12 protein-coding genes are annotated in these 12864 nt (G+C 69.0%); 4 read left to right on the top strand and 8 right to left on the bottom strand.

Features of this window, described 5'->3' with window-relative positions; all coding sequences use genetic code 11:
- Positions 1–2: 2 nt before the first annotated feature.
- A complete protein-coding gene (locus DQP57_RS09020; protein WP_112632650.1) occupies positions 3–1175 on the top strand; it encodes an acyl-CoA dehydrogenase family protein in 1173 nt (390 codons plus the stop codon).
- Positions 1176–1188: 13 nt separating this feature from the next.
- Positions 1189–2076 carry a 3-hydroxyisobutyrate dehydrogenase gene (gene mmsB / locus DQP57_RS09025; protein ID WP_112632706.1) on the top strand — a complete coding sequence of 296 codons (888 nt, stop codon included), beginning with the start codon at positions 1189–1191 and terminating at the stop codon, positions 2074–2076.
- A gap of 75 nt (positions 2077–2151) precedes the next feature.
- Here the strand turns inward: mmsB and DQP57_RS09030 are convergent, their stop codons facing one another.
- Genes DQP57_RS09030 through DQP57_RS09050 form a run of 5 tightly spaced genes read right to left on the bottom strand, consistent with a single transcriptional unit; the run spans position 2152 to position 7113 of the window.
- Positions 2152–2658: a MarR family winged helix-turn-helix transcriptional regulator gene (locus DQP57_RS09030; protein WP_112632651.1), complete on the bottom strand. Its 507-nt coding sequence runs from the start codon at positions 2656–2658 to the stop codon at positions 2152–2154.
- Positions 2659–2675: 17 nt separating this feature from the next.
- Entirely contained in the window at positions 2676–3728 is a 1053-nt protein-coding gene (locus tag DQP57_RS09035; protein ID WP_112632652.1) for a pyridoxal phosphate-dependent aminotransferase, read from the bottom strand.
- Positions 3728–4738: a 3-oxoacyl-ACP synthase III family protein gene (locus DQP57_RS09040; RefSeq protein WP_112632653.1), complete on the bottom strand. Its 1011-nt coding sequence runs from the start codon at positions 4736–4738 to the stop codon at positions 3728–3730. The genes DQP57_RS09035 and DQP57_RS09040 overlap by 1 nt, the downstream gene beginning before the upstream one ends.
- Positions 4739–4742: 4 nt before the next feature.
- Positions 4743–5390 (bottom strand): SRPBCC family protein, encoded by a 648-nt coding sequence (locus tag DQP57_RS09045; protein WP_112632654.1) that lies wholly within the window; start codon positions 5388–5390, stop codon positions 4743–4745.
- Positions 5371–7113 (bottom strand): thiamine pyrophosphate-binding protein, encoded by a 1743-nt coding sequence (locus DQP57_RS09050; RefSeq protein ID WP_112632655.1) that lies wholly within the window; start codon positions 7111–7113, stop codon positions 5371–5373. The genes DQP57_RS09045 and DQP57_RS09050 overlap by 20 nt, the downstream gene beginning before the upstream one ends.
- A 125-nt stretch (positions 7114–7238) precedes the next feature.
- On the opposite strand from DQP57_RS09050, the gene DQP57_RS09055 reads away from it, so the two are divergent.
- Together DQP57_RS09055 and DQP57_RS09060 are read left to right on the top strand one after the other, a co-directional pair.
- On the top strand, positions 7239–7934 hold the full coding sequence (locus DQP57_RS09055; protein ID WP_112632656.1) for an ABC transporter ATP-binding protein: 696 nt from the start codon (positions 7239–7241) through the stop codon (positions 7932–7934).
- Complete coding sequence (locus DQP57_RS09060) at positions 7931–10447, top strand: ABC transporter permease (RefSeq protein WP_112632657.1); 2517 nt, start codon at positions 7931–7933, stop codon at positions 10445–10447. The genes DQP57_RS09055 and DQP57_RS09060 overlap by 4 nt, the downstream gene beginning before the upstream one ends.
- On the opposite strand, the gene DQP57_RS09065 is transcribed toward DQP57_RS09060, so the two are convergent.
- The 3 genes from DQP57_RS09065 to DQP57_RS09075 are packed head-to-tail and all read right to left on the bottom strand — an operon-like array spanning position 10434 to position 12864.
- Positions 10434–11060: a class I SAM-dependent methyltransferase gene (locus DQP57_RS09065; RefSeq protein ID WP_112632658.1), complete on the bottom strand. Its 627-nt coding sequence runs from the start codon at positions 11058–11060 to the stop codon at positions 10434–10436. The two genes, DQP57_RS09060 and DQP57_RS09065, sit on opposite strands and share 14 nt — an antisense overlap.
- On the bottom strand, positions 11057–11623 hold the full coding sequence (locus DQP57_RS09070; RefSeq protein ID WP_112632707.1) for a DUF4389 domain-containing protein: 567 nt from the start codon (positions 11621–11623) through the stop codon (positions 11057–11059). Before DQP57_RS09070 ends, DQP57_RS09065 begins: the two co-directional genes overlap by 4 nt.
- Positions 11624–11646: 23 nt before the next feature.
- The gene (locus DQP57_RS09075) at positions 11647–12864 is read right to left on the bottom strand and encodes an FAD-dependent oxidoreductase (protein WP_112632659.1); all 1218 of its coding nucleotides are present in this window, start codon (positions 12862–12864) and stop codon (positions 11647–11649) included.

The raw sequence follows: 12864 nt of genomic DNA on the forward strand, positions 1-12864 counted from the left end.
TCATGTTCACCCTGAACGACGACGAGCGGGTCATCACCGAGACGGCCGCGGCGTTCGCCGCTAAGCGCATCGCGCCGCACGCCCTGGAATGGGATGCGGCCAAACATTTTCCGGTCGATGTGCTGCGCGAGTCCGCCGAACTCGGCATGGCGGCGATCTACTGTCGTGACGACGTCGGCGGCAGCGGGCTGCGCCGGCTCGACGGGGTCCGCATCTTTGAGCAATTGGCCATCGCCGACCCGGTAACGGCCGCTTTTTTGTCCATTCACAACATGTGCGCGTGGATGATCGACAGCTTCGGCACCGAGGAACAACGCAAGGAATGGGTCCCGCGGCTGGCGTCGATGGACGTCATCGCCAGCTACTGCCTCACCGAGCCGGGCGCCGGGTCCGACGCCAGCGCGTTGAGCACCCGCGCCGTCAAACAGGGCCCCGAAAAAAATGCAGACTATGTGCTCGACGGCGTCAAGCAGTTCATCTCCGGCGCGGGCGCCTCGGACGTGTACGTGGTGATGGCCCGCACCGGCAATGAGGGCCCGCGCGGCATTTCCGCCTTCGTCATCGAAAAGGGCACCGCGGGACTGAGTTTCGGATCCCTTGAGGAGAAGATGGGCTGGCATGCCCAACCCACCGCCCAGGTGATCCTGGAGGGGGTCCGGGTGCCGGCCGACGCGATGCTGGGCGGCGCCGACGGCGAGGGCGCCGGGTTCGGCATCGCGATGAACGGGCTCAACGGCGGCCGGCTCAACATCGCCGCGTGTTCGCTCGGTGGCGCCCAAGCCGCCGCCGACAAGGCCGGAGCCTATGTGCGCGATCGGCAGGCGTTCGGGTCGTCCCTGCTCGACGAACCGACCATCCGGTTCACCCTGGCCGACATGGCCACCGGTCTCGAGACATCGCGAATGATGTTGTGGCGGGCGGCCAACGCGCTGGACACGAACGATCCCGACAAGGTCGAGTTGTGCGCGATGGCCAAGCGCTACGTTACCGACACCTGCTTCGAGGTCGCCGACAAAGCCCTGCAGCTGCACGGCGGCTACGGCTACCTGCGCGAGTATGGTCTGGAAAAGATCGTCCGCGACCTGCGGGTGCACCGAATCCTGGAAGGGACCAACGAGATCATGCGGGTGGTCATCGGCCGGGCCGAAGCCGCACGGGTCCGCGCATCCGTATAGAAAGGTCGTGGAGATGACCGAGCACCTGACGGTGGCCTTCCTGGGCCTGGGCCACATGGGCGGCCCCATGGCGGCGAATCTCGTTGCGGCCAAACATGCGGTGCGTGGATTCGATCCGGTGCCCGCGGCGTTGTCCGCGGCGACGGAGGCCGGCGTCACCGCATTCGGCAGCGCCACCGACGCGGTGGCCGGGGCTGACGTCGTCGTCACCATGCTGCCCAACGGGGAGCTGGTCAAGCGCTGCTACGCGGAGATCCTGCCGGCCGCGCGACCCGGCGCCCTGTTCATCGACAGCTCGACGATCTCGGTCAACGACGCCCGCGAGGTGAATGCGCTGGCGGAGTCGAACGGCGTCGCGCAGGTGGACGCGCCCGTCTCGGGCGGGGTCAAGGGTGCCGTCGCCGGGACGCTGGCGTTCATGGTCGGCGGTGACGAGGAGGCCCTGCAACGTGCGAGGCCGGTGCTGGAACCCATGGCGAGCAAGATTATTCACTGCGGCGCGGCCGGGGCCGGGCAGGCCGCGAAGGTGTGCAACAACATGGTGCTGGCGGTGCAGCAGATCGCGATCGGCGAGGCGTTCATCCTGGCGGAGAAGCTGGGGTTGTCCGCGCAGTCGCTGTTCGACGTCATCACCGGGGCCACCGGCAACTGTTGGGCCGTGCACACCAATTGCCCTGTGCCCGGCCCGGTTCCGACGTCGCCGGCCAACAACGACTTCAAGCCGGGTTTTGCCGCCGCGCTGATGAACAAGGACCTGGGCCTGGCGATGGATGCGGTGTCCTCCACCGGATCGGCGGCGCCGCTGGGCTCCCACGCCGCCGAGATCTACGCGAAATTCGCCGCCGCCCACGCCGACAAGGATTTCAGCGCGGTCATCGAGATGCTGCGGGCGCCTGAATAGCGTCCACCGTCGACTTGTTGCGAGAAGTCGGCCGATTCGGCGCAACAACGCGACGTTGGGCGCGGGGGGCTAGGGCTAGAAGTCACCGGCGTTGCGCCGCAACGTTTCAATGCTCGCCGCCAGGTTCTGCGATTCGGTGTCGGTCATCCCGATGTCGGCGAACACCTGCTTGTTGAGGGTGACGGTGGCGTCCTCGACCATGGAGCGGCCCAGGTCGGTGATCTGCACCAGCGTGGTGCGCCCGTCGGTGGGGTGCGGTACCCGTTGCACCAGTCCGTCGGCCTCCAGCCGCCGGATGGCGTGCGTCACGCTGGTGACATGGACCTGCAACCGGTCGGAGGCCTTGGTGATGGGCAGCGCCCCGGTCCGGCTGAACGCCAACAGCCGCAGCAGTTCGTACCGCGAGAAGCTCAGGTCGTAGGGGCGCAGCGCGGTCTCGACCCGCGCCAGCAGGATCTGGTGCGCGCGCATCACCGAGGTCACCGCCACCATGCCCGGTGCCACGTCACCCCACCCGGAGCGCTCCCAATTGGCTCGCGCCGCGGCGATCGGATCGCGCTTGTCCGGTTGTGATTGCGCCACGCCCCTTCTTACCGCACTTAGCGCCCGGGTGTGGCCTTTCCCAGCGCCGACAGCACCGCCGTCGTCGACGCTCGGCTGCCCACGGTGATCCGCGCACCACCGTCGGCGTAATACCGCACCCGGGGGCCGCTGTCGCCGAAAACCTCACGCCACGGCCGACACTGCCCACCGCGGCAGGGCAGATACATGAAATTCGCATGCGCGTCGGTGGTGTCGATCCCCATCGCGCTGAGGCGCTTCCGCAGATGGCGGCGTTCGGCGGTGATCAACCGGATGCGGCGCAGCAGTTCGTCTTCCGCGTGATAGGACGCCGCCACCGCAAGCAAACTGGTGATCGCGATGCCGAACGGCAACTGCTGGGACCACAGCATCCGGGCCAGCTCGGCCGACGCCACCGCGTAACCGATCCGCAGCCCCGCGAGGCCGTAGGCCTTGGAAAAGGTCCGCACCACCACCACGTTGGGAAAGCGCGCGACCAGCGCCGCCACGTCGAAACGGTGCTCGGCCGCGGTGAACTCGATATAGGCCTCGTCGAGCAGCACGACGGTGTCGCGCGGCACCCGGCGGAGAAACCGGAACACGGCGGCCGTGGGCTCGATGGTGCCAGTCGGGTTGTGCGGCCGGCACACCACCACCACCCGCGCCTGCCCGGCCGCGTCGGCCAGCGCGCCGAGGTCGTTGTGGCCGCGCTCGTCGAGCGGGACGAGCGACGGATTCAGCCGCGCCATCTGCGCGACGATCGGATAGCCGTCGAACGTCGGCGATGACATCGCCATCGTGTCACCCGGCGACGTCAGCGCACGCAACGCCTGCAACACGACACCCGTCGCCCCCGCACCCAGCACCACCCGGTCCGCGGACACACCGATGTGGGCGGCGATCACGTCGCGCAACCGTTCCGGCAGGAACTCCGGATACCGGTTCGCCGCGCCAACGGACCGGATCAGCGCCGAACGGACCGCCGGCAGCGGGGGAAACGGATTCTCGTTGAGCGACAGGGCAAACGGATCCACCGCGCTGGGCAGCGCTTCGCAGATCCCGCCGTCCATCAGGCCCGGGACGCGGTGCATCAGCCCCGCCCACCCCAGCGCACCGCGGCGGCGGCGGCGAAGTCGCCGGCATGCGCGAAGGCCGCCATCAGCACCACGTCCCCGGCCGCGAGCCGACCGTCGGATATGGCGCGGTCCAGATTGATCGGGATGCCGGCGCCGAACAGGTTGCCGCACTCATCGAAGGTGTCGAGGTGTCTCGACTGCGGCACCTCGAGCGCGTCGCGCCAGTTGCGCAGAAACGCCCGGTTCGGCTGGTTGGTGACCAGCAGGTCGATGTTCTTGGCGGCCAACCCGATTCGATCGCACACCGCCAGCGCCACCTCGGGGACCTGCCGGTTGCCGCGGGCCAGCACCTTGGTGATCTTGCTTTCGGTGAAGCCGATGCTGCCCTCGCCGGGCCCGGCCTGCCACCACTTGCGGGGCGGGTCGTAGGAGAGCGTCATCTCGCCCGCGTACTCGCCGTAGTTGCGGCACTCGATATCCAAGATGGGCGATTGGTCGCCCACCGTGACCAGTCCCACCGCGGCCCCGTCGCCGGGCACCGCGGACTGCGCCTTGCGCCGGATCGTGGGCTGGTCGAAGAATTGACCGGCCGCGTTCTGCGCGATCGCAATCAGCGCGGTGTGCCCTTCGCCCGCGGCCAGCAGTTTGCGGGCGACGTTGAGCGCCAAGACAAATGCGCCGCAGCCGCCGTTGTTCAGGTCGAGCACCCACGACGGTCGCATGCCCAGCCGGTGCGCGATGCCACCGCCTTGGCCGTAGAACGCCATGTCGGGCACCTGGGTGTGGGTGATCAGCACGTCGGCGCCTTCGATGACGTCGTGACCATGCCGCTCGATCAGGCCCTGGGTCGCACGTTCGATCATGTCGATGGAACTCTCGTCCGCGCCGACGTGATGGCGGAACTTGGGCGCGCGGAACATCACGTTCTCACGCAGGTCGTCGGATTCGGCGAACCGCGCATAGTAGTCGGCGGGGATCCGCTCGCCCGGCAGGTACGTGGAGACATCGATCAGGCTGACGCTCATGGTGTCACCTCATCCATACCGGCGTCACCGGCAGCCCGTTGCGGTGGCGGTACTCGGCGATCGCCTTGAGGTTGCGCAGCTCCAGGTAATGCCCGGCGCCGAACATGTCCCAGAAGTCGCCGACCCACACCGGGCGCTGGGCGGGCGCGGTCTCCGGATAGGGGTTGTGGTCGTAGAACGGGTGGTGGCAATTCGTCCACAGCACAACCGATCCCGGTTTATCGAGGACCACCGCCGCGTCGACGACGCGCATCAGATAGATCATCCACAGGTGCTTGCCCTGATCCCAGGCGCAGTGGTAGTCCACGGTCCGGGCCTGCGCGTTGGCGACCGTGCGGGTGTAGATCTCGGTCTCCGAGCCGAGCCGATCGTGGGCCAGCCACAGCCCGGGTTCGTCGGTGGGCGTGAATCCGCGCAGGCTGTAGGTCCACTCCTCGAGGCTGCGGGTGTCGGCCATGTACTCATACAACTCGTCGGGTGGACAGTCGACGTAATCGTTGACGGTGCAGTACTGCCCGAAGACCTGATCGTGCGGGTATACCGACCGCATCATGTCCATGATGATGGGCGTGGCCTTCTCCCTGGGACTGGTTTCGATGCGGGTGACCCCGTCGATCAGGTCGGGGATGTCCTCAAGCGCTGGCAGCGACATTGGTCTGGTTCTCCTTAGCAAGCGAAATATGGTTCGCGACAGCACCTTTGATGGGTGCCGCCGCGAGAAACGGCGCAAAAGGCGGGATCTCGTCAGCGTTGCACTCGACACTGACCACCGCCGGACCGTCGATGCCGAGGGCGGCGCCCATGGCCGCCGCGAACCCATCGACGTCGTTGACGTCCACCGACGTCAAGCCCGGGAACATCGCCGCCAGCCCGGCACCCAGCCGGCTGGGGCGAAAACGGTTGTAGCTGTACAGGTTGTCATAGAACAACTGCTCGCGGGTCACACACATCGCGTGCGCGTTGTTGTTGAACAGGACGAACGTCACCGGTAGCCGATACTGCACCGCGGTGTGCACCTCCATGCCGTGCATGAAGAACGCGCCGTCCCCGGCGATCACGACGGTGCGGCCGCCGGGCCGGCCACTGCTGGCACGCCCGAAAGTCATTCCGATCCCCGCCCCGAAGCTGTAGCCCATCCCGCCCATCCCGAGCGCGACGGCAAACCTGCCGCCGCGGCGCGCCGGCAGGTAGTGGATGGCGGCGGCGCCGGTGTTGCCGGCGTCGACCACGATGTCGGCCCCGTCGGGCAGGACGCCGTCCAGCACGGCCATGGCGTCGCGGTACCGCACGCCCGGCCCGGCGAAGGGCGGCGGCGCCAGCTCGTTGGGCCGCAGCGCGCCCGGCACCCGCACCTTCGCGGGCCGTCCCGGACCCGAGAGCGCCAGGGTCAGCATGCGCAGCGAGCCGCGCAGGTCGTCGGTGTGCACGTGCGGGCATGCGACATACGGCGGCGCAGACCCGAGCGACACCGTCGGCACCGCCGCCAGAGCGCCGTCCAACCCGGTGCGCGCGGTGACCGCCAGGCGCGTGCCCACGATCAGGCATACGGCGCTGCTGGCCACCGCTTCAGCCACACCCGGGTGGCCCATGACGCCCGTCACCCCGAGCGCGGACGACGATCCGAGGCCGGGTGTGCCGGCGACGTCTTTGGCGTCGGGCACGGTGGCCACCCGCGCGCGCAACACCGCGCGCAGGGCTTCGAGCTCGACGCGGGCGTCGTCGCGGGCGACCTGCTCACCGACGATGATGGTCACCGGGCCGCTGGCGTCGCGCAGCATTTCGGCGATCGAGTCCGGATTGCCGATGGGGCGCTGACCCTCGACCGGCCTGCCGCCCTGGCCGCACTCCAGGGTTGCTTGCTGAATGTCCTTGGGCAGCAACAGGACCGCGGGGCCGCCGGTGCGTGCCGCGGCGATCGCGCGAGGCAGCGACGCGACGATGTCGGCGGGTGTCCGCAGCCGCTGACAGAACAGCGACACCGCCGAGAACAGCGCCTCGGCGTTCAGCGATCCGTTTGCGCCGCTGGTGTCCTGGAAGCTGCCCTGGCCGTCCATGGCGGTGGCGGGCTGACCGACCAACGCCAGCACCGGCACCCGGCTGGCGAGCGACTCGCCCAGCCCGGCGACCAGGTTCAGCGCTCCCCCGCCCGAGGTCGCGGCCACCACACCCAGGCCGGCCCCGCCGCGGCTGTACCCGTCGGCCATGGTGGCCGCGGAGAACTCGTGCTTGGCCAGCACGGCGTCGATGCCGGGCCGGAAGTGGGCGGCGTCGTACACGTCCTCGATGTTGGCGCCGTCCACACCGAAGAGGTGGTCGACCCCGATTGCCGCGAGGTGCCCGACGATGTGGTCGGCCACCCGGTACCTGCCGAGCATGCGCTGACGTTCTCCTGACGCCGCAAAGGGCCGTGATATTTGCCCTTTTGCGAAGAAACGAGGTAGATGCCCGGCCGGTTCATTGCCGCCATGAACCGTTCGCCGGTCGCCATCGTGGTGTTGAGATGACCATCGAACTGCGCAACGTGGTGCGCGAGTACCGGGTCGGCGGTCACACGGTGCGGGCACTCGACGAGGTCAGCCTGCGGCTCGCGGACGGGCAGTTCGTGTCGATCGTCGGACCCTCGGGCGCCGGGAAAAGCACGCTGCTGCATCTGCTCGGGGCGCTGGATTCCCCCGATTCCGGGTCGATCACGTTCGACGGCGAAGAGATCGGGCGACTCGGCGACGAGCAACAGTCGCGGTTCCGCCACCACCGGGTGGGCTTCATCTTTCAGTTCTTCAACCTGCTGCCGACGCTGTCGGCGTGGGAGAACGTGGCCATTCCCAAACTGCTCGACGGTGTCCGGCTCGGCAGCGCCAAGCCGGAGGCGATCCGGTTGCTCGAGCGCGTCGGGCTCGGCGACCGGACCCGGCACCGGCCCGCCGAGCTGTCCGGCGGCCAGATGCAGCGGGTCGCGGTGGCGCGCGCGTTGATGATGAATCCCCCGCTGATTCTCGCCGACGAGCCGACGGGCAACCTGGACTCGGCGACGGGAGCGTCCATTTTGGCGCTGCTGGCCGAGGTGGCGCACGAGGACGCTCGCGACCGGCTGGTGGTGATGGTGACCCACAACGCCGACGCGGCCGCGGCCACCGACCGGGTGATCACCCTGCAGGACGGCCGGGTCGGTTCGGACGTGATGGCGGTCGCCGGGTGAAACCCGGAGCGCAGGACCACTTTAAGATCACCGCCACGGCGAGCAGGCTGTGGGTATTCAGCCTGCGCGAGCTCACCGTGCACAGGCGCCGCACGGTCGCATCGATCGCCGTAATGGCCGTGTCTGCAATGTATTTGGTGGCGGTATTCGGCATCTTCGGGTCGATCACCGGGTCGGTCAGCCGGCTGTCCGACGGGATCGCGGGCGTCGCGGCGCTCGAGGTGTCCGGCATTACCGACGCCGGATTCCCCGACAAGATCGCAGCCGAGGTGGCCGCCGTCCCGGGCGTGGCCACCGCGGCGCCGATGATTCGGACGTCGGCAACCACGCCGTCGGGGACCGTGCTGCTGCTGGGCGCGGATGCAAGGACCGCCGCCCTGGGCGGCGCGCTCAAGGACGCGGTCTCCCGGCCCGTGCAGGCGCTGTCCTCGACGCCGTCCGGCGTTCAGGTCGGGCCCGGCGTCGGCTATGCGAAAGGTCAGGAATTCCAACTGGGTTCGGCGTCGGTCACGGTCACCGACGTGCTCGCGGGCAAGCAGTACGCGAACCTCAACGGCGGGCACTACGTGCTGGCCCCACTTGCCTTGGCGCAGAACGCCACCGGCCGCACCGGTCAACTCGACTCGATACTGATCACCACCACCCCCGGCGCCGACCTCGGAGCCGTTCGCGCCGCGGTCACCGGCGCGGTGAACGGTCGCGCAATCGTGGCGGCCCCCAGCTTCCGGGCGGCCCGGGCCGGTGACGGGGTCAGGCTGATGAACTACATGGCCCTGCTGGGCGCCGCGGTCGCGTTGGTGGTCGGCGCGTTTTTGATCTACACCACGATGACGATGGCGATCACCCAGCGACGGCCCGTCATCTCGATGCTGCGGGCCATCGGCGGCCGGCGCGTCGCCATTGTCGGCGACATGCTCGCCGAGGCCGCGATTCTCGGGCTGATCGGCGGGGCCATCGGGTCCGCGATGGGAATCATGGCGGGCCGCATAGCGATTCGCCGACTGCCCCCCGCGATGACCCAAGGGCTCGAAGCCCGCGTCGAATACTGGTTGCCCGGTTATGCGCTGCCGCTGGCGCTGGCCGTGACCGTGCTCACCAGCGTGGCGGCCTCGACGATGGCGGCCCGTCAGGTGTACAAGGTTTCGCCCATCGAGGCGCTGGCGCCGGTCGGGGCTTCGGCGGCCGACGTCGTGCCCCGGTGGTTGCGCATCGGCTGTGGGGTCGGTGCCGTTGCGGTGATCGCGGCGGCGACGGTGCTCGTCACCGGTCAGCGCGGCAGCTACGCCGTCGTCGCGATGACCGCCTTGTTGGGCGCGCAGATCGCCCTGGGATTCGCGCTCACCAGGCCCATCGTCAACGCGGCGGCGGCGACGGCGCGCACGTTCGGATCGTTCGGGGCACTCGCGGCGGCGACGATTCAGCGGGCGCCGCGGCGCGTGTGGGCGACGGTGATGACCGTGCTCATCGGGGTGCTCACCACCGTCGTGATCACCGGTACGAACGCCGACATGATCCGATCCGCCCGGGCCATCTTCTCGCCGGTCGCCGACACCGACGTCTGGGTGAGCGCCGACCCCCCGGACAGTTACCCCACCGACGCGCTGCCACAAGGCCTTTCGGGCAAGATCACCGCCCTCCCGGGCGTGGCACGAGTGACCGAGGGCGCGTTCGGTTTCGCCGTCGTCGGCGGTACCCGGGTGCTGCTCGACGGGTTCTCCACCGGCAGTCACGATGCGCTGTTCCGCGCGCTCGATGAACGAGTGCGTTCCGAGGTGCTCGGTGGCCGGGGCGTGGTGCTCACGCAGAATCTGGGCGCGATCCTGCACGCCCGGGCCGGTGACCAGTTGCGGCTGCAGACGCCGCACGGCCCACGGGAGACGACCGTGCTGGCCCTGGTGCCGTTCTTCTCGACGGTCATCGGCACGGTCGGGATCGACCTGGATCACCTGCGGGCGTGGTTCGATCGCCCGGCGGCAACGACGCTGCAGGTCGACGCGGCGCCCGGCGTGAGCCGGCAGCGCTTGCTGGCCGGCGTTCGCGCGGCGGTGCCGGCGCCGGACCACGTGTACGACGGTGCCGCGGCGTTGGCGGGGCTGCAGGCCCCGCTGCACCAGAGCATGTTCATCGCCAACGCGGTGTGGATCATCGTCGTGGCGGTGGCCGCGGTCGCCCTGCTCAACACGTTGACCCTGTCGGTGATCGAACGCCGCCGCGAAATCGGCGTGCTGCGGGCGATGGGCTCGAGCCGGCGGTTCACCCTGCGGATGGTGCTGGCCGAGGCGGCCGGAATCGGCGTGGTGGGCGGCGTTTTGGGGCTTGCGCTCGGATTGACCGACCAGTGGCTGTTCAGCCGCATCAGCGGGGACATCATGAATTTCGCCGTCGACTTTCGGCTGAGCCCGCTCGCGCTCGCCTTCACCCTCGGGGCGTTGACGATCAGCCTGCTCGGCTCGGTGCCGCCGGCGCGCCGCGCGGCGCGCCTGTCCATCATCGAGGCGGTCACCGTCGAGTGAGGACGGCGAATCCCTGCAGATGGGGTTTGCACGGGAAGGGCACCGGCGTTCGCGGAATGCTGCGCAGCGCGGTGGTGTCGAACCCGGCCGCGGCAATCGCGTCGAGGGTTCGCCGGTTCGGCTCGCAGCCGCCGGCCAGCCACGACCAGGGCCTGGCGATCAGGTCTTGGAACCGGCCCGTCGCGCCGTCCCCGCGCACGTGCTCGAGGACCACCAGCCTGCCCCCGGGGACCAGGACCCGCCGGATCTCGCGGAGGGTGGCCGCCACATCGTCGACCGAGCACAACACCAGCCCGATGTGTACGGAATCGAAAGAGTTGTCCGGGAAGGGAATTGACTCACCCACCCCCTCTACGATGTCGACAGCGACGCCACAGCGTTCGGCGAGCCGGCGTGCCATCCGCCGAAACGGCGCGCCGGGTTCCACGGCGGCGACCGACGTCACCGCCGCGGGCAGAAACCTCAGGTCGTTTCCCGGCCCCAGGCCGAGCATCAACAGCCGACCGGTCGCGTTGCTCAGGGCGGCCCGCCGATACCGGTGGTAGAACAACCGGTCGAAAACCGGCTGGCCGAATCGATAGACGTATGGGAACAGACATCGCCGAAGCGTCATCGGCCACCCAGATCCATTCGGAACGGCGGATATTCGTCGCGCATCAACGACACGTACACCGCCACCCGATAGCGCCAGCGCACCATGCCCATCAGCAGATCGAAGATGCCCTGCGGGATCGTTCCGGTGCACAACAACGTCACCGCGCCGATGACGCAGAGCACCTGTAGCGGCGCCTCCATCGACCAGCACAGCAGAACCTGAGGGATCGCCAGCAGCCACTTCACCAGCACCGCCCAGTTTTTCAGGCGTTCCGGATAGTCGACCGCAAGATCACCCGGGTAGTCGGGCCGGGGCGCGAGCGTGAACGGCGGGTACCTGTCGGTGCTGTTCATCGGGAACCGGTAGTTCATCACGCGCCACGACCAGCGCAACACCCCGACGTTGAAGTCGAAGAGCGGCCGCGGATACCGCCCGGTGCACAGGATGACCACGCCCGCGGCGACGGTCGAGAACGGGTACACCAGGTAGAGCAGAATCAGGATGGGGTAGTGCGGCAGGGCCAGCACGCACCACTTGAACGACCAGAGCCAGCGCGAGGGCGCATCGAAATCGCCCCGCACCCTTACGGATTCGGCCTTTTCCGTCACGGGCTTGACGGGATCTTCGCCATTGCCCCCAAGTTTCGGCTGATGTGAGCGGACATCCGGCGATGACTCGTGCAGCGCAGAAACGTCGTCAGCGCCGAGGTCTGTAGCCGGTCCGAGATCAGTGCGGCCGGCCTGAGCACGCGCTCACCGTGCGACACCGGCAGCGACGCCGCCCACGACACGGCCATGACCCTGCGCCGCCGGGTCTTCTCGTAGCACCGCAGGGCGCGCGAAACATCGTCGCCGCGAAGATTTGTCGCACCTCGGAGGTCCGCCAGCGCGTTGCACAGCACCATGGTGTCGAGCAACGCCTGGTTGGTGCCCTGCGCCAGGGTGGGCGGCATCGTGTGCGCGGCGTCGCCGAGGAGCGTGACCGGGCCCTGACCCGCGTGCGGGATCGGATGCCGGAAATGCGGGAAGGGCGAGCGGGCCAGATCGTCGTCGGTCAGGGTGGCGAGCACCCGATCGACCGAGTCGGACCATCCGGAGAAGTGCGACCGCATCATCTCGATCGGACGCTGCGGCCTGACGAAGTCGGACGACCAGGGCAGGTCGAACCACCACTGCACGTCGGAGCCGCCGGCCGGCCACAGGCCGAGGTTCCCGCGCCCGCCGATGATCATCAGTGCGGCATCGGAATCCGCGATCTCCGGCAGCGTGGCCAGCCCCTGCCAACTGCACCAGCCGGTGGGCGTTGCGCCTTGGGCGCCAACATGTTCGCGCACCAGCGAGTGCAGACCGTCGGCACCGATCAGCACGTCCCCCTCGGCGACCGTGCCGTCGTCGAACTCGACGCTGACCCCGTCCACCGTCGTCGCCAACCCGATCGCGCGGGAGTCACACCGGATGCGCTCGACCGGAAACCCCTCGAGGAGCCGATCCAGCAGGACGCGACGCGGAACCATCCGGATGGGCGCACCCAGTCGCCGCACCATCGCGGTCACGTCGAGGGTGCCGACCCTGCGACCCGCGGGCGTCACCGCCCGCACGGTGGCCAGTGGCCGGCCGGCACCGTCCATGTCGACGCCCAGCTGACGCAGGACGGTCTCGCCGTGGGACCAGATCGTCACCGCACCGCCGGCCGCGCGCACATCGGGCCGCTGCTCGAAGACGGTGACGTCATGTCCGTCGCGCAGCAAGCCCCGGGCGACGGAGATGCCGGCGACACCGGCGCCCACCACGAGCACCCGTAGCGAACGCGCGGCGCCGAACAC

Source organism: Mycobacterium colombiense (assembly GCF_003284935.1).
In the GTDB taxonomy this organism is placed as follows: Bacteria; Actinomycetota; Actinomycetes; order Mycobacteriales; family Mycobacteriaceae; genus Mycobacterium; species Mycobacterium arosiense_A.